We start from the raw sequence: 25,016 nt of genomic DNA on the forward strand, positions 1-25,016 counted from the left end.
TTCTTTACTCCCTGACCCAGCCGTCCTCTATCTTCAGTTCGCGAATGACTTTTGCAGGGCTTCCGCCAGCCAATACATTGTTAGGAATATTTTTATTCACGGTACTCTTGGCCGCGATAACGGAATTATCACCGATTGTGACGCCCGGTAGAATAGTGCAATCCGCTCCAATCCATACGTTATTCCCGATGGTTATGCTTTTGCGGAGTTCACCTTTATCGCTAGAATCCAAGCGGTGGTAATTACTGTCGAAAATACTCGTTCTTGGACCAATCTTGACGTTATCTCCAATGAGAATTTCTTTATTAGCTGCAATCCCCACGCCTGCATTAACGTATACATTGTCTCCGAATGTCAGGTTCGCACCCTTGGTGCTTGTAATTTGGACGGCCCATGGATGTCCTACGATGGAAAGATTCTTTCCAACCTGGATGGCTCCCATTTTATTTACGAACACTTTTCCGCGCAGCCTTGGAGCCGGCTTCCCGAATTTGTAGAGTCCTTTCAGTTTGTACAGTACAGTGCTAAACGCCATATAATAGCCTCCGATTCCTAATAGTACGCTTTTCGCATATTATATCAGAAAATTAAGGGGTTTATCGATTAAAGTTATTCAAAATGAATAATATTTAACAAAAAAATTTATTGAAAATGGCAAATGTAACCTGGTTTTTATTAGGGCGTGTCAATAATGTGGATGTAATCAAAAAAGTGAGGTGCAGTACATTGCCAATAGAGAAAGTTAAAATGGTAACTTCAAAAGGGATGCTGCAATATAACATTAGCGGATACGGCAAACCAATATAGTATTGATTAACGGCGGTTCGGGACCGATCGAAGGCTGGATGAAAATACTGCTGGAAATTTCGGAATCGTCATCTGTATTTTCGTATAACCGTTTTGGTGTTACGGGTAGTGAACATCCGAAAGAAGCTCAAGATGGAATAACAATTGTAGAAACTTTGCGGGAAGCTTTAACCATAGCAGGGTTTGAGCCTCCATTCTTGCTGGTCGGACATTCATTAGGGGGATTATATGCAAATTTATATGCGAGGCTTTACCCAAACGAAGCAGCAGGCATTGTCTTCTTGGAATCAAGCCATCCGAAAGATATAAACCTTAATCAACATCAAGGCAAGATTGTAAAAACGCTTAACAAGATGTTATCCATGTTTGATTCCTTGTCTCCCCATAAACAATTTAATGAAGTTAATTTTGTAAAAAGAACCGTGGACCAAATTCATCAAATAGACCGTTTTCCGGAAATCCCATTATATGTGGTTACAGGCGGGAAAGAGAATCGTATGATGCCAGAGGAAGTTCGTAAGAAACGATTGGAGAATCAATTGGACTTGCTATCATTATCAATAGGCAGCAAACATATTATCGCTGAAAAAAGCGGACACTTTCCTCAATTTCTTAGTTCGCGAGAAGGTTGTTTTTAGCATCAATAATAGCACTGGACGCAAGCAAAGCCATGCGGAAATAAACGTTCAGTATGAGCTTTACAATAACTCCGATATGGATAAGGAAGTTACTGTTTTGTTTTTAACCCCCTCAAAAGAGGTATTAACCGTATGGGATGGGGGCAAGCAGATCGAAACAAGTATTGCTCCCGAAGGCAGGCCTGTGAATTGGCATGCTCCGGTAAAGAGCACAGTGACAGAACCGTTAAGCGGCAAAGAGCTTCGAATCGCAAGTTACGGGGCAGACCAAGCCATCGGAACGCGAATCCCGCTGAGCTTCGGACCGGGCGAGAAGAAAAATGTGGACGTGCGGTACGAAGAGGACGGCGGGATGTATGAAAAAGGCGTCATCAATACTATCTATTCTCACCCCTATTATCTTACACCTGCCGAGTTTTGGGAGGGGGAGCCGCAGGTAGAGCTGGAAATATGGCTTAACGCGGAGGGCGGCAAGCTATATTCAAATCTTCCGATGGAGCTGGCCAGCCCGAAAGTGTTTAAAGCCGCTTTTAAAGAGTTGCCGAGCGAAGACTGGTATTTTTCATATCTTTACCCGAAAAGGCTGCTGTTTCCGACGAACATCGAGAAGGATCATAACCTCCTGATATTGGGAACAGCCGCTGCGCTAGCAATTATTGCGGCAGGTTTGGCGCTTGTATTTAAAAAAAGTATAGTATTTACGATGAGCATGCTTGGGATTTTGGGGTTTACGGTGTATTATATTTCGATGATGGGTGGTTATCCGTTTAATGCAATCTTTGTGACGTTTACCGATATTGCGGTAGGCGCGGCACTGCTTTTATGCGACACGCTTATTCGAAAAAGGATTCGTAAACGCGGAGACATGAATAAAACCATTTAGCCGCCGGCATATAGGCTCCCATCGATGGGAGCCTGCTTTTTTTGCTTATACTTCAAAGCGAAACGAGCTTTTGCTGCTAAGGACGGCGTCAGCCGTTTGCGCTTGGATTGCAGTATTTTAATTATTGCGCAGCTTAAGCACTCGTTTTGGCGAGGCTGTTCTCCACGGCCTTGCGGCGGGAGCGGATGTGCGAGACTCCAAAAAACGTGGCGGCTGTTGCTGCGGCAAGGATAACTCCAGTAGCGCCGATCCAGCTTATGGAATTGAGGGAGGCTTGCTCTACGATAACGCCGCCAAGGCCTGCGCCGGCTGCCATGCCTAGCTGGAGGATTGAGCTGTTCAAGCTAAGCATAATACCGGATGCCTCCGGTGCAAGAGACATGAGATGATACTGCTGAGTCGGACCGGATGACCATGCCGTGAAAGCCCAAAGCATGAGCAGCGGGAAGACGATAATCGGAGATTGCCCGGCAATTGAAAGTAATACGAGGGCAATCGTATGAAACAGCATGCCGCTGACTAACGTACGCGGAGCACCCCATTTGTCGGTGCTGAAGCCTCCGAATTTGGAGCCGAAGAGACTTGCTATACCGAAAGCGAATAGTCCAATGCTGACACCTTGCTCGCTGAGCTTAGTGACAGTAAGCAGAAACGGAGAAATATACGTATAAACGATCGAGTAACCGCCGATCCATAAGAACGTTACCGTTAAGGCGATTGCGATTTTTGGTTGTTTCAATAATGCGAGCTGATTGCGAAGAGGGACGGGCGCCTCGCCATCTGTTTGAGGAATGGCGGTCACGATGATAAGCATCGCCAAGAGTCCCAATAAACCGATAACCCCGAAGATTAGCTTCCAATCGTAGAACGAAGCCGCTAATCTTCCAAGAGGAACCCCGATGATTAACGCTGTGCTGAAGCCCATAACGAGCGTAGCGATCGCGCTGCCTTGTTTACCCGGAGGGGCCAGCTTCGCTGCGACGGTTAATGCGGTAACGACGAATACCCCGGTACTGAGCGCAAGGATGACTCTGGATACGATTAAAAATTCAAATCCGGGCAAGATAAGGGCAATCAAGTTGCCGACCGCGAATACGCCTAATGAGTAGAGAAGCAGACGGCGGCGCTCCATGCGTGCGCTGACAGCCATGAGAATAGGAGTGCCAAACGCGTAAGCGAGTGAGAAAACGGTAATTAATTGGCCGGCTGCAGACACGGAAACGCCAATGTCTGCCGCAACCTTATCCAATATGCCTGCAATAATAAATTCAGAAGTACCAACCAGAAAGCTGATTATGGCAAGCAGATAAATCTTCCATGCGTTAGACATAAAATAGTGCTCCTCTCTCCACTCCAATAATTTTATATTTCTAAACATATAGAAATAGTAAACAAAAAAAATTACTCCAACAAGTACGGCGCGTATTTTTGCGCCATTTTGCGGTTCACACTGTAGTAGATATACGTTCCGTCCTTGCGTAGATCCAGCAATCCGCTTTCTGTTAATTGCTTCAAGTGATGAGACAGCGTGGAACCTGCAACGGATTCAAGCTTTGAACCAATATCAGAGCAGCACAAATTTTTCTCCTCGGTGAGCAGCAGAGCTATTTTGAGCCGTGTAGGCTCGCCTAGCGCTTTATATACTTTGACAGCTTCTCGTACGTCCGCATGATCTTCAGTCATTGTGGCTTCACCTTTTCTACAGTTGTTATTTCTATATGCGTAGAAATAAGATAGCATACCTTTTTTGGAATGTAAACAGGGGGGTCGTAAATAAAGGGCATGCAGGAGCAAGAGGCTCAGAGGTGCATAGGCTGCTCTTGCTCAAGCGATGCTATAGCTTATGTGCATCAACCCAATTGGTTAAAAACTTCAGCTTGCCGTCAAAATAACCGTCATCCTGCCAAGCTCCCCAAACATCGCTTCTTCCGGTATGCAGACCAATCAGCCATAGCTGCCTGACAGCCACGAATAACGGAATCATAGCAAGATCCTCCTCACTCAAGGGACGCTCCTTCAAGTAAGCATGGAGGAATATATCCCAGTACTCGTCCTCAAAGCTGCTGTTGTCTTGCTTGCCATGCACACGATCCCATAGAAAGACAGACAGGTCATACGAGCGCCAGCCCATGCCGCAGCAGTCGAAATCGAAGTGGGTTAAGGATCCGTCATCGGAATGATAGACATTCCAACCATGCAGATCGCCATGGCATATCCCCCAGTCGTAAGCACCGCTTGAGGCTGTAATGAGCTGCTCTTTCAGTCTTTCTGCGATTTCTATGACATGCTTGCTGTCCTCGGGACGATGCTTTAGAAAAGGGAGCAACTGCTCCAGCGGTTCATCAATTAGATGATGGGTGTCCAGTTCAAAGCGGCTATGCTTAGGTACATATTGATCCATGGCATGATGAAGATGCGCAACGGCATGACCGTAGGATTTGCTCGTTTCCGCGTCGACTTTACCCACACCCTCGGCGAACGTGAACAACGCGGCATAACGAATGCCTTCCGGTGCGTTCAACTCGGTCAACAGCTCACTGTCCCGCCTCGGAATAGGATGCGAGACGGGCAGATCCCAGCTGGATAAATAAGCGAGCAGCTCAAGCTCGAACCGGATATCGGATTCCGTTCTCCACTTATGCTTATAGATACGCAAGATAAATTTTCCGCGATCTGTCTTGACCTCGTACGTGTCATTTAAGCCGTTCGAGATAAATCGGCTCCCTTGCGGTGTCCCGATATCATACTGCTCGGCCATAGCTTCAAAAAGCTCATCCTTATGGAACACCGTATGCACGGCAGTAATGTTCAGCATACCTGCATCATCCTTTTGATCGTTTTATTTGTATAGCCTTATCCTATCCGAATCGACAGTGGAAAGAGATAGAAATATTGGCTATAGCTGTTTTTTACCTGAATGGCTGCATGACGGACGCTTGGAAAAAGGGATTTACAATAAATGGGCGAATACCATTATCCATCCTATTCGAACAAAGGAGCAGAAGAACATGACTGAAAAATTCAGTTCACTTACCGTGTTAATGGTATCTGATTTAGCAAGGTCCCAAACTTTTTACCGCGAGGTGTTAGGATTTAACGTTAATGATTGGTGGACAGAGCGAGGCGGACTGCATGGTGTAGCGCTTAAGCTGTTCCAAGCTGCCGATCCGGCAGATGTAAAGCCTAATAAATCTCCCGCTGGCGGAGGATATGCGGTTGATGTGCAGGTTTATACGAATACTTGGGCACAGCTGGATGCTCTGTATGAAGAGTTTACAAGCAAAGGCGCGGTCATTTCTGTGGAGCCGGTTATTTATGCAGACGGAGGACCGTGGAAGGAATTTGTGATCGAGGATCCGGACGGCTACCATTTCGCGTTCGGCGGAACGGACGGCAAGTAAGGCGAAGCGTAGAGGAAGTCTATGCGAAAAAAAAGGGAATGCCCAAGCAGCTAGGCTGCTTATGGGCATTCCCTTTTTTAAAAATTATATTAGAATTTACGATTTGTTACTTTACCGCGAAATTACGGTTACAGCCGTTTATGCTTCTTATACGTTAACAGGAGTGGCTTCGACCATCCAGCCAAGCGGGTCTTCCAGCTTGCCCATTTGAATGCCGGTCAGCGTATCATAAAGCTTCTTGGACAGCTCGCCTGTCTGGCCTTGGTTAATGACGAGCACGTCATCCTGCCAGTTCAGTTCGCCGATTGGTGAAATAACGGCTGCGGTCCCCGTGCCAAAAGCCTCCTCGAGCTCGCCATTGCGGCTAGCCTCGTACAGCTCTTCAATTGTAATCGGACGTTCTACGACGTCAACGTTCCAATACTGAAGCAGCTGAATGATAGAATTTCGGGTAACGCCGTCCAAAATACTGCCATTTAACGCAGGCGTATGAACGACTCCGTTAATTTTGAAAAAGACGTTCATGCTGCCGACTTCCTCGATATATTTGCGATGTACGCCATCGAGCCAAAGGACCTGGGAATACCCTTTCTCCTTAGCAAGCTCCTGGGCTTTCAGGCCTGCCGCATAATTTCCGGCAGTTTTCGCTTCACCGACGCCGCCCTTAACGGAACGAACGTATTCCGATTCGACGAAGATTTTAACCGGATTAACGCCTTCCGTATAATAAGCGCCTACCGGCGACATGATGATGATAAATTGGTAATGGGTGGATGGCGCTACGCCAAGCTGCGGTTGAGTGGCGATAATGAAGGGACGGATGTACAGCGACGTGCTGGGTGCTGTTGGGATCCAATCCTTATCGACGGCAATTAGCTGCTTCAAGGCTTCAATAACGGTATCGATATCAAGCTCGGGAACACTAAGGCGTTCGTTAGAGCGGTTCATTCTCTGTATATTTTTTTGAGGTCTGAACAGCAATATGCGGCCATCATCGGCTTTATACGCTTTCAATCCTTCGAATATCGTTTGCCCGTAGTGGAAAACCTTTGCTGCGGGGTCTAGTACGATCGGTTGGTAAGGTTGGATACGAGGCTTATGCCAGCCTTTGTCCGTCGAATACTCCATAATAAACATATGATCCGTAAAATGATTACCGAATCCGAGCTGATCTGCTGCTGGCTGTTGTTTCTTGTTTTTGGTTAACTCGATTTCCAATGATTGAAGCAATTGGCCCATCTCCCTTTAATGATCGATAATTGAATGCTAACACTTCATACGATATATTTAAAATATCTATTTTATTGAATGTCCATACCTTTTGGGTATAGGTGAACGGAGTGAACGATTTGGACATGCGTCAGTTGAAATACTTCTTAACTATAGCACAAGAAGGACAGGTTACGCGCGCTGCCAAGCTGCTAAACATGGAGCAGCCTCCCCTAAGCCGTCAGCTCAAACAGATGGAGGAGGAGCTGAAGGTCAAGCTGTTTGAGCGAAACGGGAAAGGACTTATGCTTACCGATGCGGGAGAGCTGCTCAAGCAAAAAGCGGAAGCCTTGCTCTTACAGTTCGATGAATCCCTCCGTGAAGTAAAGGGAATGGAGGAGGGGATTCACGGCGTTTTATCCATCGGATCGGTGGTTTCCTGCATTTCCTTGCTTCCAAAGCGAATTGAGCTATTTAGGGAAAAGTATCCCCAGGTCACGTTCAAAATATCGGAGGGCGATCATTTTTACTTAGGCGAGCAGCTTGAGAAGCGGGCGATTGATCTTGTGGTCGCGAGGCTGCCGTTTGAGGCGCAGAAGCATCCGCAACAATATTCGATTTTACCGCTGCCATCTGATCCGTTCGTAGCCGTTATTCCAAGCTCATGGTCAAAATATTCAGGCAAAGGAGCTTTGTGCATGAAAGAGCTTGCCCAGTTTCCGTTTCTCACGCTCAAGACGGACAAAACGACGCGCATGCACGAACAGGTCGTGAATGAATGCAAACGGCATGGCTTCGAGCCCAATATTATATGCGAATGCTCGAGCGTTGCGATTATCATGTCGCTTATCGCAGGCGGGATCGGCGCGACCGTTTTTCCGAAATCGGTCATGTCATCTTTCCCAAGCACCGTCGTCAAAATGCTTGATATCGAGGATGCGGACTTTCAATCCGATGTCGGCATCCTTTGGCTAAAAGATCACTACCTGCCTAAGCGGGCGCAGCAGTTTATTGAAAGCTTTCGTACTATGATGTAAAGGAGGGGAAGGGTGTTGGAGCCTAAAATAAAACAAGTGGAAGCAACGCTGCTTGCCTATAAGCAGGAGCATGTTCTCAAGGTTTTGAGGCAATTGCCTCAAGCCGCAAAGGAAAAGTTGGCTGCACAAGTTGAGCAAATCGATTTCGAGACTTTATTTAAATCCATTGATAAATACACTCGGCTTCCGGTATCCATAAAAGAACCGATTAAACCGATTTCCTTTGAAGACTGGGAGGATTATGAGGAGCGGGAACAGGCAGCGTATACCGAACGAGGCTGGGAGCTTCTGCGTGCCGGACGAATCGGGGCAATCGTCGTTGCCGGAGGCCAAGGCAGCAGGTTAGGCCATGACGGTCCCAAAGGTACGCTGGATATCGGTCTTCCATCCCGAAAGTCGTTATTCCAGCTTCAAGCGGAACGGCTGCTTTATTTATCGGGGAAAGCCGGTAAAGCTATTCCCTGGTATATCATGACGAGCCCTGATAACCACGAGGCAACGGCAGCCTTTTTTCGTTCGGCAGCCTATTTTGGTTATTCGGCAAAGGATTGTTTCTTCTTTCAGCAAAATACGATGCCTGCGCTCGGTCTTAATGGTAAACTGCTGCTTTCGGCAGAAGGAACGGTCCAGCTCGCCCCAAGCGGCAACGGAGAGTGTTTCGCAGCCCTGAAGCGTTCTGGCGCAATTGCCGACATGAAGGAAAGAGGGCTTGAATGGCTGTTTTATTACAATGTGGATAATGCGCTTATCAAGGTCGCCGATCCTGCTTTTATCGGAGTGGCCGCTTTACATAATAATCCGATTGCCACGAAGGTCATCGAGAAAACGGATGCGGAAGAGAAAATCGGTATTTTTTGTTTGAAGAACGGTCGTCCGGCAGTATTGGAGTACACCGAAATTCCGGATGACATCAAGGCGGAAAGAACGAAGGACGGACGTTTATTTTATAACCTGGGACATATTTCGATTCATTTATTTAAGCTGGATTTCATAGAAGAGCATGCCGACGCCGCGCTGCCATATCATGTTGCCACGAAAAAAATGAATGTCTGGGATGAGGGAGGAAGGCTAATCAAGCCTGCTGAGCCTAATGCATACAAGCTTGAGCGTTTTATTTTTGACTTTTTCCCATTAGCAAGCCAGCTAACCGTCCTTAAGGCAAGGCGGCAGGAGGAGTTTGCGCCGATAAAAAACAAAACGGGAGAGGACAGCCCGCAAAGCGCGCGCAAGCTGGTCATGGAGCTTCACCGGCGCTGGCTGCAAGCTGCGGGTATTCCAAGGGATGAGCTGAATGGAGATTTTGAAATTTCGCCGTTGCTCTCATACGGCGGCGAAGGGCTGCGGGAAGAAGAATGGACTGGGAGCCTTAAGTTTGGAACTTCTGAATAAATAGGAATGACACAGGAGAAAAGGAACAGCGAAAGCTGCTCCTTTTTTTTGGCTCAACGGGCAGGTAATAGTTTACAATACGAACATATGTTTGCTATAATGGAATTAGAAAATGGATTGATTAAGGATAAAGATAAAGATAAAGATATGGAATCAATTTGGAATGGAGATGATCAGATGTATGCAGCAAGCTTGATGTCCAATGAGCTATTGAGCCAGCGGTTAGATGAACATTGCAGTTCTCTTGCGCAATCCGGTTATCTTAACGGCTGCGTGCTCGTTGCTTTAGAGGGACGAATCCTGCTCAGCAAGGGCTATGGTATGGCAAACTTTGAGCATGATGTTCCGAATACTCCGCAAACGAAATTCCGGATCGGTTCCATTACAAAGCAATTTACGGCTATGGCTATCGTAATCATGCATGAGCTAAAGCTGCTGAACGTGAACGATTCTGTCTCTAAGTACATTCCTAGCTACCCATACGGCGATAAAATAACGATTCATCATCTGCTTACGCATACCGCAGGAATACCGAATTTTACCGCTTTTGACGATTACGTAGCCAGGATGGGGATACCTTCATCAACGGCGGACACGGTTGCCAGATTTTCAGGTCTGCCTTTGTTGTTTGAGCCGGGTACGCAATTTGATTACAGCAATTCGGGTTATGTGCTTCTGAGTTATTTGATCGAACAAATATCAGGCCGATCCTATTCGGATTATATCCATCATGCCTTATTGAAACCGCTCGGCATGATTAATTCGGGATACGATGACGCCGCGAAAATATTGAAAAACCGTGCTGCGGGCTATGAGGTATGGGGCGGCCTAGTTCATGCGGGATTTACGGATATGTCGATTCCGTCCGGCGCCGGCGGTATGTATTCAACTATTGAGGATCTATACATATGGGGGCTTTCCCTGCATTCGCAGCGACAAATCAATGAGCAGGCGTATGAACGAATGACGACGCCTTTCAACGGTAAATACGGCTATGGCTTATTCGTATATGAAGAAGAGATTCACGGAAGCAATAGGAAAGTAATCGGCCATAGCGGCGGTATTAATGGATTTATTTCCGAAATGAAGCATTACAAGGATGAGGATTTAACCTTTATTGTATTGTCCAACCTGGTTACAACGCAGGCTGGGCCTATTAGTAAGCAGTTAGCGCAAATTGCATTTGGCGACGAGCTCCAGCCGCGGCCAGCCTATATTCCTGTCGTGTTAGCGGCCAGCCGCCAAGAAGAGCTCCTTGGCAGTTATGCTGTCGAGGATGAGCCCAATCTATCGTTGAAGTTAACGCTTGAGCAGGGAAAGCTCTATATTTCGCAGGACAAATGGTTTAAATTTGAGCTGTGTCCGTATCGCGTTCAAGAGCATAAGATCAATTTTTTCTTGAATGGGATGGAAGGAACGGTTGCTTATTCTTCTTCCGATGGGGGAGGCGAGCTGCTTGTTCAGCTGTATGGCGGGGAAAAGAAAGCGGTAAAAAGATTTGAGGAATAAATGTGGTGATTTGCGTTTATAAGAAATAATGATAGATAACTTCTATTATCCTTATTGGTAGTTTGAATTTAAATTCGGTATTATGTATTATTATACAATTGTTTTTAAGAGAACGGTTTGACTATGTTTATCTTAGATGAAGCAAGGAGACCATGTGGTGAGAATTTCGTTAGAGCTGGTACCAAGAGATTCTGAAGGCTTGAAAGCCGAGCTTCAATTGGTGAAAACTGAGTTTCCATCCATTAATACGATCAACATTCCAGATTTGACGAGGTTTGAGCTTAGAAGCTGGGAAGCCTCAAGCCTGTCTAAATCCTACTATAAAGACTGCATTCCTCATATTCGTTCCATGGATTTTGACGCCGGGAAGCCTTTTTCCTTAATGGACTACTTAGACCAGCATCACATTTCGGAGGTGCTCGTCGTTACCGGTGATGAACCGAAAAATAGCAGCAAGCCGATTTATCCAACGAGCTGCATTGATTTAATTGCTAAGCTGAAGCGGGAGCATCCTCATATTAAGGTCTATTCGGCTATAGATCCCTACCGAAGCAGCATTCGGACGGAATACGAATATGTGCAGCAGAAGCTTGATGCGGGGGTCGATGGCTTTTTTACGCAGCCTTTCTTTGACCTGCGGTTTATGGAGCTGTATTCGGAAATGCTGGAGGGCACGGATATTTTTTGGGGAGTTTCTCCCGTCGTATCGGAAACTTCCAAGCGTTATTGGGAAACGAGAAACCATGTTGTTTTTCCGAAGGATTTCAAGCCTACTCTGGAATGGAACATTGCCTTCTCTCAGCAGGCGTTGGCTTATACGAAGGAAACGAATGGCAATATCTATTTTATGCCGATAAAAGTTGATTTACAGGCTTATTTTGATGGTGTTTTTAGTAAGGTGCTCGTATAATTTATTACCAATTTACGTAGTAAAGATGATCAGGCAACCGTTATGTGACGGTTGTCTTTTTTTATTTTTTTGATGAAAATTATAATATATAGAATGAATCGATAAATGGAAGATAGAAGCGCAGCGAGAAGATCGTTCTGGAGAAACGGAGTGTACGCCATGCAGTCGGATTCTTATCCTATAAGGGCTAAGAAAATAAAGGAATAGGGCTGCAACCGCGATCGGAAGAATGATCTGCTCGCATAGCGAGGTTCACGTTGAATATTTCCAGTTCATTAAATATTGTATATTTATCCGGTGATTCCTCTTTGTTTCTTAGAGCTCGGCTATTTGGTATGATGTGTACAGAGAAGCTTTGAAAAACGCATCAAGAAAAGCGTGGGAAAGTGGAGCTGAAGATTTAGACTGAACGGTCTCGTATAGTAGAGGGCATATAAAAAAGATGCTTGCTCACGGTTTGGAGCCTGTCATAACATTCGTTAAATGGCAGCTGAATAAATCTTATTAACAGGAAATACTCCCGTTAATTCGGTTAAAATAGGCAGTTCGGCTTGTTTAGCAGGAAAACTTCCTGTTAATTTCAATGAGACAGCAGTATGCAAAGAAAATCGGTCGATTTAACAGGAGAAAATCCTGTTAATCAAAGCAAGTATAGCTAAGTCCTTCAATTTGCAGGAGTTTTTCCTGTTATTTTATACTAAAGTCAAAACGCGCAATCGGAAAGTGGCAGGCATGCCGAATATTTTTTAGTTTAAAGAATGTGAGGAGTCCCAATGATTTACGAGCTGCACCCAGCGGAGGGCTACCGCCTAATAAAGCATCTGCTAGAGGGCTGTGAGAATGCGGTTGTCATTTACGGCGTGTTGGAGGGCAACAATCTCGGGAAGGTTTACGTAGATGATCCCAAAGAGCCGAAAGCTGCTTTTATCTGGGCGCAAAATGAAATGTACTATCTCATTGGCGGACCGAGCGAAGCCTTCTATACGAAGCTGGAGCGTTTCATTATAGAACACGTAAAACCGGAAGCGATTGGAATCGGCGAGGATTATTTTAATCTAGAGCTGATAACCGATGAACCGTCAGATGCGCTAGTGGAGCGTATATTTGGCAATCGACTGTCGAGAGGAGAACGGGTGCCCTTTTCTTATCAAAAGGAAGATTTTTTGGCGCTGGAGGCTTTGCCTGTTCTTCCGGACGGATACGAGCTGCTCTCGATCGACCGCAACGCGATGGAGCGGGATGCCGAGAAAAAGATTGAACAGGAAATTTTGAAGTTTTGGGGCACGCTGGAGGCGTTTCTCGCGAAAGGCATAGGCTTCTGTATGTTTAAGGAAAATGAAGTGATCGGCACCTGCCTCTCGGTATATGTGAGTGGCAGCGAATATGAGATTGGTATTAATACCTATGAGGCATCGCATCGGGGCAAAGGACTGGCTACTGCAATGGCAGCGGCCTTTATTCATCAATGCATACGGACAGGTGGTACGCCTCACTGGACAACGGAAAGCTTCCGCAAGGATTCGATTGCGATTGCGAGGAAGCTTGGTTTTAAGCAGCGGCCTAATTATCCTGTGTATTTTTTGGCTTTTGAGAATTTTAAGCAATAAGCGGCAGCACTTATTCGGTTTATAATAAAGGTGGTATTTTTCGGGATGGCTAAAGTGAAATATTATGTCGTATGGGTAGGCAAAAAAACGGGAGTATTCACAACTTGGGCAGAATGCCAAGCGCAGGTCAGCGGGGTGAAGGATTCAAAGTTTAAATCCTTTGAAACGAAGCAGCTGGCAGAATCGGCTTTTAAGGACGGCTGGCAGAGGCACTGGGGGAGCGGTAAGGAAGCTGCGCCGGCGCAGCCGCGCGGGCAGGCAGGAAGCAGCGTCAAGCAGACGGTTATGCTTGAGGCAGAGGCGGCATCTATAGACTACGACAGCATATCGGTGGACGTAGGCACGAGAGGAAATCCGGGTCCCGTCGAGTACAAGGGCGTGGATACGCAGACGGGCGATATTTTATTTTATGTCGGGCCGATTCAGAACGGGACAAATAATTTAGGCGAATTCATTGCCATCGTGCATGCGCTCAGGTATTTGAAGGAGAAAGGCAGCAAGCAGACGGTTTATACGGATTCCAGAACGGCGCTTAGCTGGCTGCGCAATAAGAAGGTAGCATCCACCTTGAAGCGTGACGCATCCACCGCGAAGATCTGGGAGTTGACGGATGAGGCGGTAAAATGGATTCAGACGAATACCTATGCGAATAAGGTCGTGAAATGGAACACGGAGGAGTGGGGCGAAATCAAGGCGGATTTCGGGCGGAAATAGCCATGTCCTCTACATAGACCCTTAATGAAGCTGCTGGTAAAAAATTAGTTTCCCCGGAGCGATGACGGGGAAACTTTTTTATGTTTTTTGAACGTGCGGCTGAAGTAATAAATATCGTTGAAGCCGGTCGCTGCCGCTACCTCCGATACGGTTAAAGGACTGTGACGCAGCAAATAATCAGCTTTTCCAAGGCGGGTCGTCGTAATGTATTCCGTGACGGTATGGCCGCTCAGCTCCTTGAACAAGCGGCTGAAATGGTAGCGGCTTAAATTAGCCATGCCCGCTAATCGATCGACGGACAGCTCCTCTTTGTAATGCTGTTCGATATGCTGAAAGACAGGAGCAAAACGCTCGATGTTTTTCATGCGCTCGACATATTCGTCTTGGGTGAGAACGGTAGCGACATGGCCGCGCAGCAAAAGGGTGAGCAAACGGTACAGCTCCGACTTGATGGCCAGTTCATAGCCAAACTCGCGCTGCTCCAGCTCATTAACAATTGCGAGCATACAGGAGGATACCTTGCTGTCGTCGCCTATATAATTTTGGAGCAGCAGCCGATTCTGCGTTATCGGTGTAATAAACTTGGTCTCTGCGGCGTCCACGGATTGGCTATGGAGCAATGAAATGTCAGCGATGAGCGCATAGTAATACAAATCCGGAGATAGGCTAGTGCCGTAATGAAGCTCATTGCTGTTCACGACGATTAAATCTCCTGCGGATGCTGTAATCGTGGTAGAACCGCACTCTATAGAGGCTTTCCCGGTAACGATATACAGAAACTCAAGATGCTCATGGAAATGATGCGGAAAAATGACCACGCCCTGCTCATCAAAGGCGTTGTGATGCACTTTGATCGGAAAATGCGGATCGGGCATGTCCATGGGCTCGCGCAGCTCCTCGAATTTCTCCATTTGCTTGACCTCCTCCTTGTTAATAGCACAATTGTACAAACAAACCGCACAGCTTTGCATGGCGTTGTACGATGAAACCATTATAATACGAAAGTATAGACACGCAAAACCTACGATACGATACTAAAGGAGAGATTAGCAATGAAACCGATACAAATCGCGGTTATTGGAACAGGCTCTATCTCATCATCTCATCTAGATTCTTATAAGAACAATCCGAATGCCAGCCTATACGCAGTATGCGATTTGAATGAGGAGCGGGCTCAAGCCGCAGCTGAAAAATACGGCGCAGAGAAGGTATATACGGATTACCGCGAGCTGCTTGCAGATCCCGTCATCGATGCGGTCAGCATCTGTACATGGAACAATACGCATGCTGAGATCAGCATTGCCGCTCTAGAGGCGGGCAAGCATGTGCTGGTGGAGAAGCCGCTGTGCCGAACTTTCGAGGATGCGCTAAAAGTGCAAGAGGCGGTAGAGAAATCGGGCAAGCTGCTGCAGGTCGGCTTCGTCCGCCGTTATGACACGAATGCGCAGCTGCTGCGTGCAATGGCTGATCGCGGGGAATTCGGCGAGATTTATTTTGCCAAAGCTTCGACGCTTAGACGGCTGGGCAATCCCGGCGGTTGGTTTTCCGATATTGAACGCTCGGGCGGCGGGCCGCTCATCGATATCGGCGTTCATGTCATCGATCTTTGCTGGTACATGATGGGTCGTCCAAAGCCGGTTTCCGTTAGCGCCAACACGTACCACAAGCTGGGCAACCGTTCGAATGTGAAAAACTTGAGCTTCTACCAAGCGGCGGATTACGATGCGGCGAAAAATACGGTTGAAGATATGGCTAACGCATTAATCCGTTTCGAGAACGGCGCTTCGCTGCTTGTAGATGTCAGCTTCACGCTGCATGCGAAATCGAATGAAACGGCTGTGAAGCTTTACGGAGAAAAAGGCGGCTTTGAAATCGATCCGGAAACCGTCATTGTAACGGAGCAGAATGATACGATTTTAAACATATATCCGCAGACGGACAACAAAGGTTTTGATTTTATCGGAGCCTTCCAAAATGAAATCAATCATTTCATTGACTGTGTTTCGAATGGCAAGCAGCCGATCAGTCCAGTTGAGGACGGCGTTGAAATCATGAAGATATTGGTCGGCATTTACGAGTCGGCAGCGAAAGGGGCGGAAGTGCGTCTATGAAATTAGGAATTAGCACATATAGTTTATACGGCGCTCTTGGGCGCGGAGAAATGACGATTCAGGATGTTATCGTGTTTATCGCTTCGATTGGTGCGGAACATGCTGAAATTGTGCCTTTAGGCTTTAACCTGACGGAAAACCCGGAGCTGATCGAAGAAATTAAGAAGCAGGCGCAGGAAAGCGGCATCGAGCTGTCTAACTATGCAGTAGGCGCAAACTTTTCCGGCCTGGATGATGAGCAATTTGAGCAAGAAATTGAACGTTTGAAGCGTGAAGTCGATATCGCGGCGGCGCTTGGCGTGAAGAAGATGCGCCATGACGTAGGATCGTCGAAAAACTTATCGATATCCAACTTCCTCATGGAGCTTCCTAGGCTGGCAAAAGCATGCCAAATCATTGCGGACTACGCAGCTCCGCACGGCATTACGACAAGCGTAGAAAATCACGGCTATTATATTCAGGACAGCGACCGCGTACAGGCTCTGCTTGAAGTCGTCGACCGTCCGAATTTTAAAACGACGCTTGATATAGGGAACTTCCTATGCGTTGACGAAAATCCCTATGCTGCGGTTTTAAATAATATCGGCCTGGCTTCCATGGTCCATATCAAAGACTTCTATTACCGTCCGGCTACGGATAATCCCGGTGAAGGCTGGTTTAAGTCGAAGAGCGGCAACTGGCTGCGCGGCGCAATCGTCGGACACGGCGATATCGCGATCCCTCAGGTGCTCGGCCTCGTGAAGGACAGCGGCTACGATGATTTTATTTCTATTGAGTTTGAAGGCTTAGAGGATTGCCGTCTTGGAACAAGACTTGGCTTTGAATTCGTAAAGCGAGTATGGAACGAACTATAATCAGAGGAGCGATGCGGATATGACTATGCCTATCATTACGAATAAAATTGGCGTCATCGTGGATAGCTTTCAGGTTGGCGTGAAGGAAGGCTTGCTAAAAGCAAAGCAGGTCGGCGCGGATGGCGTACAAATGTATGCGGTGCATGGCGAGCTTGATCCTGCGAATCTATCGGCAGCGGCAAGAAAAGAATGGAAATCCTATATCAACGGGCTCGGCCTCGATATTTCTGCCTTAGTAGGTGACTTGGGCGGACACGGCTTTCAGGATCCCGCCCAAAACCGTGAAAAAATCGACAAATCCAAGCGGATCATGGAGCTCGGTATGGAGCTTGGAACAAACATTATTACGACGCATATCGGAATAGTGCCAAGCGATAAAAACGGCCGTGTATACGAGACGATGCATGCAGCATGCGAGGAGCTGGCACGGTTCGCGAATGACATGAATGGTTATTTTGCCATTGAGACAGGTCCAGAGACCTCGGCGCATTTAAAATCATTCCTTGACGGACTTGGCACCAAAGGGGTCGCCGTTAACTTCGACCCGGCTAATATGGTCATGGTGACAGGCGATGATCCCGTACAGGGCGTTTATACATTGAAGGATTATATCGTTCATACGCATGCAAAGGATGGCGTGAAGCTTGGACCTGTCGATCCGCGCGACGTTTACGGAGACTATGGGTACGAGGTTACGCTGGACCATGAGCAAATTGCCGTAATGGCCGAATCAGGCTCGACATTCCGCGAAGTCCCGCTTGGCGAGGGCGGCGTAGACTGGCCAGCCTACCTAAGGGCGCTGCAAGAAATCGGATACACCGGCTATTTGACGATTGAACGCGAGGTCGGCACGAATCCGGAGGGCGATATTAGCAAGGCCGTTCAGTTTTTGAAGGGTTTTAGGGCGTAAGGGAAGAGTTCATCGGATAAGAAGCTTGACGCTTTGCCTTTCTGGGACTTCTGGACTTTTATCTAATTGCTGCACTTCAAGCAATGATGGGGATTTAAAGCACAAATTCAACAAAAGAAGGTGTCTCAACAAGGCCATGTGCCTGATGAGTCATCTTCTTTTGTTTTATCGCCATCTTCGCTTATTCATGCTCCCGCCCGTCTTGCTGCGGAACATGAAACACATTTGATTTTGCAGCTACGCTATTAAATTACACTGCAGAAAGTGCAACAGGAACCTTACATGGAACCTCACTAAATTAGCTACGTTGCAGAAAGTACATCAGAAGCAGCCTATAACCCGGAAAACTACGCGGAACCGACGATTCTGTTGTACTAACTACACTGTAGGCTGGATAGTGACGCTGAGGTAGGATTTCTGTTGTACAAACTACACTGTAGCGTAGAATACGGATGCTGATGTTTAATTTTCGCGGCATGGATGTGCCGCGTTCTCGGCATTCATAACTGTAAGCTGTATAGTGACGCTGCGGTACGATTTCTGTTGTACAAACTACACTTTAGCGTAGAATACGGATGCTGCTGGGTAATTTCCGTGACATAGATGTGCCGCGGATTCCGATATGGGGTTTCTATTGAGAAACTACAATGAAGTGCGAAATGTGGACTTGCGAAAGAAAATACGCTGTATAAACTGCACTGTAGTATCTTGAGGGGAAGCAGCATGCAGCGTTCAAAGCTGAGACGGAGACGCGATGTTTGAGTGGGAGGCTAAGCGTTGACGAAAATGTACGGTGCGCTAATGCGAAGGCTGACCAATATTGATTTCATAGAAATGATCGAGCCATAAAATAAACGCTCCTATCCGTTATATTGTTTTAACAGAGCATAATTTACTAGTTTTACAAACTAGCAGTAGAACAAATACAGTCGAATCTTGTAAAATAGTGTCAAAGTCAGTTTTTCATTCGGGAAGGGGAATTTTAGTTGAATCGCTTGTTAACGAGAATGGTATTATTTTTCTCCACTTTAATTTTGCTTGCAGGAGTCATACTCGGTATGACTATTTATCGATCGTCGACGGGGTTGGTTGAAACGTCATTGGGTGCACAGGCGCAGCTTGTCGCCGAGAATGCGGCGAAACTGGTGGATTTGAAGGCTTATTCCGAGCTCAGCACAGCTGCTGTTGAGACCGAATATTACACGAAGCTGCGAGGACAGCTTAATGAACTGCGAGAAATGAACGGATTGAAATATTTATATACGCTGGCTAAGACGGAGAAGGACGGCAAGCCCGTTTATTATTATGTCGTTGACGGTGCTTCAGAGGACGTAGATCCAGAGGATTTCTCGGCGCTTGGCGATCCCGAGGAAAATGAATATCCAGGCATGGTCAAAGCCTTTGCTGAAGGCAAGCCGCAAATTGGAGAATTAACGAATGATGCCGAATACGGGGCAACGATTACGGCGTATGTGCCCTTAAAGAACGAGGTCGGCGAGCTGCTTGGCGTGGTGGGCGCTGATTTTGACGCAACCAAGGTCTATGCGCTAATGGATGAGAACAGCAAGGCGGCCCTATATGTGACAAGCGCCATTATTGCAGCAGGCATCGTACTCGTCTTTTTGCTGGCAAGCTATTTGACGAGACCGCTGCTTCAGCTAACCTCGCAGGTTGCCAGGGTTAGAGAGGGCGACATGACCGTTGCCATAAAGACAAGCCGAAAGGATGAAATCGGACATCTGGCCAAAACCTTCGAGCAGCTTGTATCGAATACACGGACTGTCATTAGAAGCATGAGAGACAATTCGGAGCGTCTGCTCCAAGCCTCGGAGGGTGTCTCAAGCCATGCGCGGAGCACAACAGAAGCGAGCCGATTGATAGCCTCGAGCATTCAGGATGCTTCGGGCGGTGCGAACATACAAGTCATTAGAGCGGCTGATATGACCAAAGCGGTAGAAGGTATGACGCACAGCATGCTGCGGATTACGGAATCGGCTGCGATTGTGTCGGATGTCGCGCAGGAGACGATGGAACAAACCGAGCGCGGCAATGAGTTAATCGTTCATGCGATGGCGGAAATGGAGTCTATCCACTACACGGCTGCGCAAATGCTGGCAGCAACGAAGCGCTTGGAAAGCCGTTCAGGTGAGATCGGGGAAATTACGAATGTGATGGCGGGCATTGCGAAGCAAACGAACTTGCTTGCCTTAAACGCGGCTATCGAAGCCTCGCATGCGGGAGAGAACGGCAAAGGATTTGCTGTCGTAGCGGAGGAGGTGCGCAAGCTGGCTGCCCAATCCCAAGTTTCGGCAACTCAGATTGGCGAGCTGATCTCGGCGATTTTGGAGCAAACCACGCAGCTGTCTTCCGATATGGAGACGAATACGCAGAAGGTGGAGTCAGGGCTTCATCTTGTGAAGGATGCGGGAGCGGCTTTCCAGTCGATCGTGACGGGGCTGGAGCAAGTGAACATGCAGCTGCAGGAGGTGTCTGCGGCCTCGGAAGAGGTATCCGCCGAATCAGAGGAAGTGGCGGCATCGGTCGAGGAGATGGAGCGGATTTCGCGGCAGGCAGCTCAGCATTTCGAAGGAATCGCGATTAACTCCGGTGCGCAGATCGTTTCTATGGATGAGGTTAGCTCTTCGGCTGAGCTGATCCGTTCAATGTCTGACGAGCTGACATCGCTGAATAAGCGTTTTATAGTCTAGCGGATCATTATTCACAAATTTTATAATTTAATCCGGTGTAAAGGTATAGGAATAAGGAACACTTAAAGTTATAATGGTTTTTAGTATATAATCAATAAAAGGATACGGGCTGCTAACGACTGTTAGGCTCATCCGACAAATAACCTTTAAGGAGTACTCGAAATGACTAAAACGCTTATTTTCGGGCACAAAAACCCGGATACCGACACAATTACATCAGCTATTGCTTACGCTGAGCTGAAAACAAAGCTAGGTGCTGACGTTGAGGCGATTCGCCTTGGAGACGTAAACGGCGAAACCCAATACGCACTTGATTACTTCGGAATCGCGGCACCTCGTTTGATTGAGAACGTTGCTGACGAGACGGATACTGTTATTTTGGTTGATCATAATGAGCGCCAACAAAGCGCGAACGATATCGATAGAGTACAAGTGCTAGAGGTTATCGACCACCACCGCATTGCTAATTTCGAGACAAGCGCGCCGCTTTACTTCCGCGCTGAGCCTGTAGGCTGCACAGCGACAATTTTGAATAAATTGTACAAAGAAAACGGCGTAGAAATCCGTAAAGAAATTGCCGGCCTTATGCTGTCTGCAATCATTTCCGATTCCTTGCTCTTCAAATCGCCGACTTGCACGGATCAAGACGTTGCAGCTGCTCGCGAGCTTGCTGAAATTGCTGGCGTTAACGCAGAAACTTACGGACTGGACATGCTTAAAGCAGGCGCAGACCTAAGCGACAAAACGATTGCACAGCTGATCTCCCTTGATGCGAAAGAATTCTCGATGGGCAGCTACAAAGTTGAAATCGCACAAGTAAACGCGGTAGATACAAACGATGTTATTTCCCGTCAAGCAGAGCTGGAAGCAGCTCTTAACGATATTATCGAAACAAAAGGTCTTGACTTGTTCCTGCTTGTCGTTACGGATATTCTTAACAATGATTCCGTAGCGCTTGCACTCGGCGCGCAAGCATCGGCTGTAGAGAAAGCTTACAACGTAACTTTGTCCGATAACAAAGCGTTATTGAAGGGCGTTGTATCCCGTAAATCGCAAATCGTACCTGTTCTTACAGAAACGTTAAGCAGCCTGTAAGAAACGGAGCGGCTGGTGCCGTTCGTCAACAAAAAAACAGCAGTCTGAAGCTTGTTTTTCAAGTTTCAGGCTGCTTTTGTTTTGTTATACTAGATCAAGAAGGAGCGGATCAAATGTTTAATATAACCGAGTACAGCGCTGAATTAATGAAGGATCCTTTTGGCATTTTGAGCGGAACGAGGTATGAATTCATACTCGATCTGGCTGTGGAAGAGGATGATGAGCTTTATCAGGAAGAGGGCGTCACGCTCCGCGTCATTTATGTCATAGACGGGGATACGGCCAAGATCGCCAAATATGAGTTTTTGACGACTTCCACGAATAAATACATTGATTTTGAACTGGAAGAGGAAGAAGAGAAAATGGTGCTTTCGTTCTGCAAGGAGCATTTTGAGAAGCCCCAAGAATAAAGGAACTCGCAGATGCATGGACCATACATAACGATGAACAAAGCTTCGCGAATAGAGCCCCTGGTCGGCTCTATTCGCATAGCTTGCTGTTGCAGCAATAAAATCGATAACGGGAGATGAATAACCATGGAAAGTGCGATAAAAAGGAAGCTCACGGATCAGGAAATGACAGCGATTACAATTAAAAATTTAGGTAAAGCTGCAGCAGCTGTAAAGGAGCTGACGGATGGCTGGGCTAACGCGGCATATCTAGTTACGCTGGAGGATGGGAAATCGGTCATCGTGAAAGCGGCTCCGTCTTCGAATACGAAGATGATGAGCTACGAGCAAGGGCTTATGCAAGCGGAGGTGGGCGTTCTGCGTCTTGTGAAGGAAGCCGGAGTATTGCCCGTTCCTGCTGTTTATGCCCATGATGCTACCGAATCGCTTGTCGATTGCGAGTATTTCATTATGGAGATGCTGGAGGGCGAGCCTTACAATAAGGTGAAGGATGATCTTACCGAAGATCAGCGAAATAAAATTGATTATCAGCTTGGCGTGTATAACCGCCAATTAAACGAGATACGCGGGGAACGGTTCGGTTTATATGCGGCGGCCTTGAAGGAGATCTCCTCCTGGAGAGAAACGTTCCATACATTACTGCTCGGCGTTCTCGCTGACGGTGAAAGCGAAGGGGTTTGCTTGCCCGCGGACTACGATACGATTCGTAACGAGACTGCGCTTAGAATAGGCGTGCTGGATGAGGTCACGGAACCGAGGCTGGTGCACTGGGATTTATGGGACGGCAACGTATTTATAAAGGACGGGACCATTTCTGGCATTATTGATTTTGAGCGGGCGCTTTGGGGCGATCCGCTGATGGAGAACTATTTTAGCCATTTCAATCAGTCTGCGTCCTTTCTTGAGGGCTACGGCATAGGGAAACTTTCACCGGAGCAGCAAAGCCGCAGAGCACTCTATGATCTTTATTTGGATCTTATTCTTTGCATAGAGTGTCCGTTCAGGCAGTATGAGGATCAGAATCACTTACGGTGGGTGCAGGATAATATGGAGCAGGGCTGGAAGCGTTTTTTGGAATCTAAATGTTTATAAGTTTTTAATCAGCCGTTACAGCTTGGAAAAAAACCATTGCTTAGCTAAAATTGGCATAGAGCATAAAACCGCCAATAGCCAGCACCCAAATCAGCGGAATCATTGCGATAGTTACCGCTGTTTTCATTTTATTGTAGCGGTACAGCACCCAACTGACGATGATGGACAAAATAAGCGCCACGGGATAAAGCCAGTTGACAATAAAGAGCAACACAGGCCAAAATACATTTTCGGTGCCGGGATTATCGAACATCATCACGGACATTAACGCAACAAATAACCAAACCAACGTAAAGAGCCCGAAAAAAATCTGGCTAATCAGCATCGTAAAAAAAACTTTTTTATTTTTCATGTTGTGAAATCCCCCCGCTTTATATTAAAGCAAGCATTTGTTTTTGCACAAGAGAAATGTTACTTTCTGGCACTCCCTTTCTCCCCTTTGTTATTTGTCACCCCTTAACCGCATAAAATTCAAAAAAGGCTATTTTTTGCAAGGCTTGCAGAAAGGAGCAGGTGATGAACAGGGCACAGAAGGATATTGAACTGGCAGAGCAATACGGCGCCCATAATTATCATCCCCTGCCGATTGTCATTAGCAGCGCAGAGGGCGTTTGGGTGCAGGATCCGGAAGGCGCGCGCTACATGGATATGCTGAGCGCTTATTCGGCTTTGAATCAAGGGCATCGTCATCCCCGCATCATCGAAGCGTTAAAGGAGCAAGCGGATAAGGTTACCCTTACGTCACGAGCCTTTCATAATGAAGCTTTAGGCGTTTTCTGCGAGAAGCTTGCCGCTTATACCGGAAAGGAACGTATTCTTCCCATGAATACAGGGGCTGAGGCGGTCGAGACGGCGATAAAAGCGGTAAGGCGCTGGGCTTACAGCGTCAAGCATATACCCGAAAATCAAGCGGAGATCATTGTTTTTGAAGGCAATTTTCACGGAAGGACGCTGACGGTTACCTCATTCTCCTCAAGCGAGGCTTACCGGCAGGGGTTCGGACCCTTCACGCCAGGATTTCGGATCGTGCCCTACGGAGATATCGAAGCGCTAAAAACGGCAATTCAGCCGAATACGGCTGCGGTGCTGATTGAGCCGATTCAAGGCGAGGCAGGCATACGGATTCCGCCGAATGGATTTCTTGCAGCTGCAGCTAAGCTGTGCGAGGAGCATCAGCTGCTGCTGGTGGCAGATGAGATTCAAACGGGCTTTGGGCGCACAGGACGCAAATTCGCTTGCGATTGGGAGGAAATTGTTCCCGATATTTACATTATGGGCAAGGCCCTTGGCGGAGGAGTCATGCCCGTATCGGCGATTGCGGCGAATGCGGGCATCATGGACGTGTTTGATCCAGGCTCGCACGGCTCGACGTTTGGAGGCAATCCGCTGAGCTGCGCCGTTGCCATTGCTTCGCTCCAAGTTATCGAGGAGGAAGAGCTGGCGGACCGGTCGCTTACGCTTGGGAGCTATTTCATAATTAAGCTTGCAACGCTGCGGCATCCGGACATCATTAAAATTAGAGGCCGCGGCCTATTCATTGCCATCGAGCTGTCCGTACCAGCTAGGGCCTATTGCGAGAAGCTGATGCTGGCAGGTCTGCTCTGCAAGGAAACGCATGAATTCGTCATCCGGCTGGCGCCTCCGCTCACCATAACGACGGATGAGATCGATTGGGCATTTGAGCGGATTCAGGAGGTCTTCCATAACAACGCTTTGGCAGGGGAGTGACGGC

The 25,016-nt window shown here is 47.3% G+C and carries 24 protein-coding genes; 17 read left to right on the top strand and 7 right to left on the bottom strand.

The features are described 5' to 3' along the window. Positions 1 to 4: 4 nt before the first annotated feature. Complete coding sequence (locus RCO25_RS25650) at positions 5 to 535, bottom strand: acyltransferase (protein ID WP_308998922.1); 531 nt, start codon at positions 533 to 535, stop codon at positions 5 to 7. A 310-nt stretch (positions 536 to 845) separates the two neighbouring features. Between RCO25_RS25650 and RCO25_RS25655 the strand changes: the two genes are divergently transcribed. Next, positions 846 to 1,445, top strand: coding sequence for an alpha/beta fold hydrolase (locus tag RCO25_RS25655; RefSeq protein ID WP_308998923.1), 600 nt, complete (start codon positions 846 to 848; stop codon positions 1,443 to 1,445). 97 nt (positions 1,446 to 1,542) lie between these two features. After that, positions 1,543 to 2,328 carry a hypothetical protein gene (locus RCO25_RS25660; RefSeq protein ID WP_308998924.1) on the top strand — a complete coding sequence of 262 codons (786 nt, stop codon included), beginning with the start codon at positions 1,543 to 1,545 and terminating at the stop codon, positions 2,326 to 2,328. A gap of 133 nt (positions 2,329 to 2,461) precedes the next feature. On the opposite strand, the gene RCO25_RS25665 is transcribed toward RCO25_RS25660, so the two are convergent. The 3 genes from RCO25_RS25665 to RCO25_RS25675 all read right to left on the bottom strand — a co-directional run bounded on the left by RCO25_RS25665 (position 2,462) and on the right by RCO25_RS25675 (position 5,143). Continuing rightward, positions 2,462 to 3,658, bottom strand: a complete 1,197-nt coding sequence (locus RCO25_RS25665) for an MFS transporter (protein WP_308998925.1) — start codon at positions 3,656 to 3,658, stop codon at positions 2,462 to 2,464. 71 nt (positions 3,659 to 3,729) lie between these two features. Beyond that, positions 3,730 to 4,011 carry an ArsR/SmtB family transcription factor gene (locus RCO25_RS25670; RefSeq protein ID WP_308998926.1) on the bottom strand — a complete coding sequence of 94 codons (282 nt, stop codon included), beginning with the start codon at positions 4,009 to 4,011 and terminating at the stop codon, positions 3,730 to 3,732. A gap of 151 nt (positions 4,012 to 4,162) precedes the next feature. Beyond that, on the bottom strand, positions 4,163 to 5,143 hold the full coding sequence (locus tag RCO25_RS25675) for a phosphotransferase (protein ID WP_308998927.1): 981 nt from the start codon (positions 5,141 to 5,143) through the stop codon (positions 4,163 to 4,165). A gap of 193 nt (positions 5,144 to 5,336) precedes the next feature. Here RCO25_RS25675 and RCO25_RS25680 point away from each other — a divergent pair, with 193 nt between their 5' ends. Continuing rightward, entirely contained in the window at positions 5,337 to 5,729 is a 393-nt protein-coding gene (locus RCO25_RS25680; protein ID WP_308998928.1) for a VOC family protein, read from the top strand. A 147-nt stretch (positions 5,730 to 5,876) separates the two neighbouring features. Here the strand turns inward: RCO25_RS25680 and RCO25_RS25685 are convergent, their stop codons facing one another. Next, complete coding sequence (locus RCO25_RS25685) at positions 5,877 to 6,959, bottom strand: branched-chain amino acid aminotransferase (protein ID WP_308998929.1); 1,083 nt, start codon at positions 6,957 to 6,959, stop codon at positions 5,877 to 5,879. A 119-nt stretch (positions 6,960 to 7,078) separates the two neighbouring features. Here RCO25_RS25685 and RCO25_RS25690 point away from each other — a divergent pair, with 119 nt between their 5' ends. The 6 genes from RCO25_RS25690 (at position 7,079) to rnhA (ending at position 14,104) form a co-directional block, all read left to right on the top strand. Further along, entirely contained in the window at positions 7,079 to 7,975 is an 897-nt protein-coding gene (locus tag RCO25_RS25690) for a LysR family transcriptional regulator (RefSeq protein WP_308998957.1), read from the top strand. Positions 7,976 to 7,990: 15 nt separating this feature from the next. Next, a complete protein-coding gene (locus tag RCO25_RS25695) occupies positions 7,991 to 9,364 on the top strand; it encodes a UTP--glucose-1-phosphate uridylyltransferase (protein WP_308998930.1) in 1,374 nt (457 codons plus the stop codon). 177 nt (positions 9,365 to 9,541) lie between these two features. Beyond that, the gene (locus tag RCO25_RS25700; RefSeq protein ID WP_308998931.1) at positions 9,542 to 10,873 is read left to right on the top strand and encodes a serine hydrolase domain-containing protein; all 1,332 of its coding nucleotides are present in this window, start codon (positions 9,542 to 9,544) and stop codon (positions 10,871 to 10,873) included. A gap of 157 nt (positions 10,874 to 11,030) precedes the next feature. Next, complete coding sequence (locus RCO25_RS25705; protein ID WP_308998932.1) at positions 11,031 to 11,783, top strand: methylenetetrahydrofolate reductase; 753 nt, start codon at positions 11,031 to 11,033, stop codon at positions 11,781 to 11,783. Positions 11,784 to 12,556: 773 nt separating this feature from the next. Continuing rightward, on the top strand, positions 12,557 to 13,390 hold the full coding sequence (locus RCO25_RS25710; protein WP_308998933.1) for a GNAT family N-acetyltransferase: 834 nt from the start codon (positions 12,557 to 12,559) through the stop codon (positions 13,388 to 13,390). 45 nt (positions 13,391 to 13,435) lie between these two features. Continuing rightward, positions 13,436 to 14,104, top strand: coding sequence for a ribonuclease H (rnhA, locus tag RCO25_RS25715; RefSeq protein WP_308998934.1), 669 nt, complete (start codon positions 13,436 to 13,438; stop codon positions 14,102 to 14,104). 44 nt (positions 14,105 to 14,148) lie between these two features. Here the strand turns inward: rnhA and RCO25_RS25720 are convergent, their stop codons facing one another. Continuing rightward, a complete protein-coding gene (locus RCO25_RS25720; protein ID WP_308998935.1) occupies positions 14,149 to 15,015 on the bottom strand; it encodes a helix-turn-helix domain-containing protein in 867 nt (288 codons plus the stop codon). Between the two features lie 141 nt (positions 15,016 to 15,156). Between RCO25_RS25720 and RCO25_RS25725 the strand changes: the two genes are divergently transcribed. The 7 genes from RCO25_RS25725 (at position 15,157) to RCO25_RS25755 (ending at position 23,284) form a co-directional block, all read left to right on the top strand. Further along, positions 15,157 to 16,215, top strand: a complete 1,059-nt coding sequence (locus RCO25_RS25725) for a Gfo/Idh/MocA family protein (RefSeq protein WP_308998936.1) — start codon at positions 15,157 to 15,159, stop codon at positions 16,213 to 16,215. Next, positions 16,212 to 17,069: a sugar phosphate isomerase/epimerase family protein gene (locus RCO25_RS25730; protein WP_308998937.1), complete on the top strand. Its 858-nt coding sequence runs from the start codon at positions 16,212 to 16,214 to the stop codon at positions 17,067 to 17,069. The genes RCO25_RS25725 and RCO25_RS25730 overlap by 4 nt, the downstream gene beginning before the upstream one ends. Positions 17,070 to 17,088: 19 nt before the next feature. Further along, complete coding sequence (locus RCO25_RS25735; protein WP_308998938.1) at positions 17,089 to 17,979, top strand: sugar phosphate isomerase/epimerase family protein; 891 nt, start codon at positions 17,089 to 17,091, stop codon at positions 17,977 to 17,979. A gap of 1,058 nt (positions 17,980 to 19,037) precedes the next feature. Beyond that, entirely contained in the window at positions 19,038 to 20,687 is a 1,650-nt protein-coding gene (locus RCO25_RS25740) for a methyl-accepting chemotaxis protein (protein ID WP_308998939.1), read from the top strand. A 162-nt stretch (positions 20,688 to 20,849) separates the two neighbouring features. Beyond that, entirely contained in the window at positions 20,850 to 21,782 is a 933-nt protein-coding gene (locus RCO25_RS25745) for a manganese-dependent inorganic pyrophosphatase (protein ID WP_308998940.1), read from the top strand. Between the two features lie 113 nt (positions 21,783 to 21,895). Beyond that, a complete protein-coding gene (locus RCO25_RS25750; protein ID WP_308998941.1) occupies positions 21,896 to 22,192 on the top strand; it encodes a DUF6509 family protein in 297 nt (98 codons plus the stop codon). A 126-nt stretch (positions 22,193 to 22,318) separates the two neighbouring features. Then, positions 22,319 to 23,284 carry a phosphotransferase family protein gene (locus tag RCO25_RS25755; RefSeq protein ID WP_308998942.1) on the top strand — a complete coding sequence of 322 codons (966 nt, stop codon included), beginning with the start codon at positions 22,319 to 22,321 and terminating at the stop codon, positions 23,282 to 23,284. Between the two features lie 40 nt (positions 23,285 to 23,324). Here RCO25_RS25755 and RCO25_RS25760 read toward each other — a convergent pair whose 3' ends face one another. After that, positions 23,325 to 23,636, bottom strand: coding sequence for a hypothetical protein (locus RCO25_RS25760; RefSeq protein ID WP_308998943.1), 312 nt, complete (start codon positions 23,634 to 23,636; stop codon positions 23,325 to 23,327). Positions 23,637 to 23,800: 164 nt separating this feature from the next. On the opposite strand from RCO25_RS25760, the gene RCO25_RS25765 reads away from it, so the two are divergent. Further along, entirely contained in the window at positions 23,801 to 25,012 is a 1,212-nt protein-coding gene (locus RCO25_RS25765) for an ornithine--oxo-acid transaminase (protein ID WP_308998944.1), read from the top strand. The last annotated feature ends 4 nt before the right edge of the window (positions 25,013 to 25,016 follow it).

This window comes from Paenibacillus sp. LHD-38 (genome assembly GCF_031157315.1).
Lineage (GTDB): Bacteria > Bacillota > Bacilli > Paenibacillales > Paenibacillaceae > Pristimantibacillus.

What these genes read in the sequence shown, in the direction of transcription:
- RCO25_RS25650 (WP_308998922.1), bottom strand. Translation starts at nt 535, where the DNA reads ATGGCGTTTAGCACTGTACTGTACAAACTGAAAGGACTCTACAAATTC.
- RCO25_RS25655 (WP_308998923.1), top strand. Translation starts at nt 846, where the DNA reads ATGAAAATACTGCTGGAAATTTCGGAATCGTCATCTGTATTTTCGTAT.
- RCO25_RS25665 (WP_308998925.1), bottom strand. Translation starts at nt 3,658, where the DNA reads ATGTCTAACGCATGGAAGATTTATCTGCTTGCCATAATCAGCTTTCTG.
- RCO25_RS25670 (WP_308998926.1), bottom strand. Translation starts at nt 4,011, where the DNA reads ATGACTGAAGATCATGCGGACGTACGAGAAGCTGTCAAAGTATATAAA.
- RCO25_RS25675 (WP_308998927.1), bottom strand. Translation starts at nt 5,143, where the DNA reads ATGCTGAACATTACTGCCGTGCATACGGTGTTCCATAAGGATGAGCTT.
- RCO25_RS25680 (WP_308998928.1), top strand. Translation starts at nt 5,337, where the DNA reads ATGACTGAAAAATTCAGTTCACTTACCGTGTTAATGGTATCTGATTTA.
- RCO25_RS25700 (WP_308998931.1), top strand. Translation starts at nt 9,542, where the DNA reads ATGTATGCAGCAAGCTTGATGTCCAATGAGCTATTGAGCCAGCGGTTA.
- RCO25_RS25710 (WP_308998933.1), top strand. Translation starts at nt 12,557, where the DNA reads ATGATTTACGAGCTGCACCCAGCGGAGGGCTACCGCCTAATAAAGCAT.
- rnhA (WP_308998934.1), top strand. Translation starts at nt 13,436, where the DNA reads ATGGCTAAAGTGAAATATTATGTCGTATGGGTAGGCAAAAAAACGGGA.
- RCO25_RS25720 (WP_308998935.1), bottom strand. Translation starts at nt 15,015, where the DNA reads ATGGAGAAATTCGAGGAGCTGCGCGAGCCCATGGACATGCCCGATCCG.
- RCO25_RS25725 (WP_308998936.1), top strand. Translation starts at nt 15,157, where the DNA reads ATGAAACCGATACAAATCGCGGTTATTGGAACAGGCTCTATCTCATCA.
- RCO25_RS25730 (WP_308998937.1), top strand. Translation starts at nt 16,212, where the DNA reads ATGAAATTAGGAATTAGCACATATAGTTTATACGGCGCTCTTGGGCGC.
- RCO25_RS25735 (WP_308998938.1), top strand. Translation starts at nt 17,089, where the DNA reads ATGACTATGCCTATCATTACGAATAAAATTGGCGTCATCGTGGATAGC.
- RCO25_RS25740 (WP_308998939.1), top strand. Translation starts at nt 19,038, where the DNA reads ATGACTATTTATCGATCGTCGACGGGGTTGGTTGAAACGTCATTGGGT.
- RCO25_RS25745 (WP_308998940.1), top strand. Translation starts at nt 20,850, where the DNA reads ATGACTAAAACGCTTATTTTCGGGCACAAAAACCCGGATACCGACACA.
- RCO25_RS25750 (WP_308998941.1), top strand. Translation starts at nt 21,896, where the DNA reads ATGTTTAATATAACCGAGTACAGCGCTGAATTAATGAAGGATCCTTTT.
- RCO25_RS25755 (WP_308998942.1), top strand. Translation starts at nt 22,319, where the DNA reads ATGGAAAGTGCGATAAAAAGGAAGCTCACGGATCAGGAAATGACAGCG.
- RCO25_RS25760 (WP_308998943.1), bottom strand. Translation starts at nt 23,636, where the DNA reads ATGAAAAATAAAAAAGTTTTTTTTACGATGCTGATTAGCCAGATTTTT.
- RCO25_RS25765 (WP_308998944.1), top strand. Translation starts at nt 23,801, where the DNA reads ATGAACAGGGCACAGAAGGATATTGAACTGGCAGAGCAATACGGCGCC.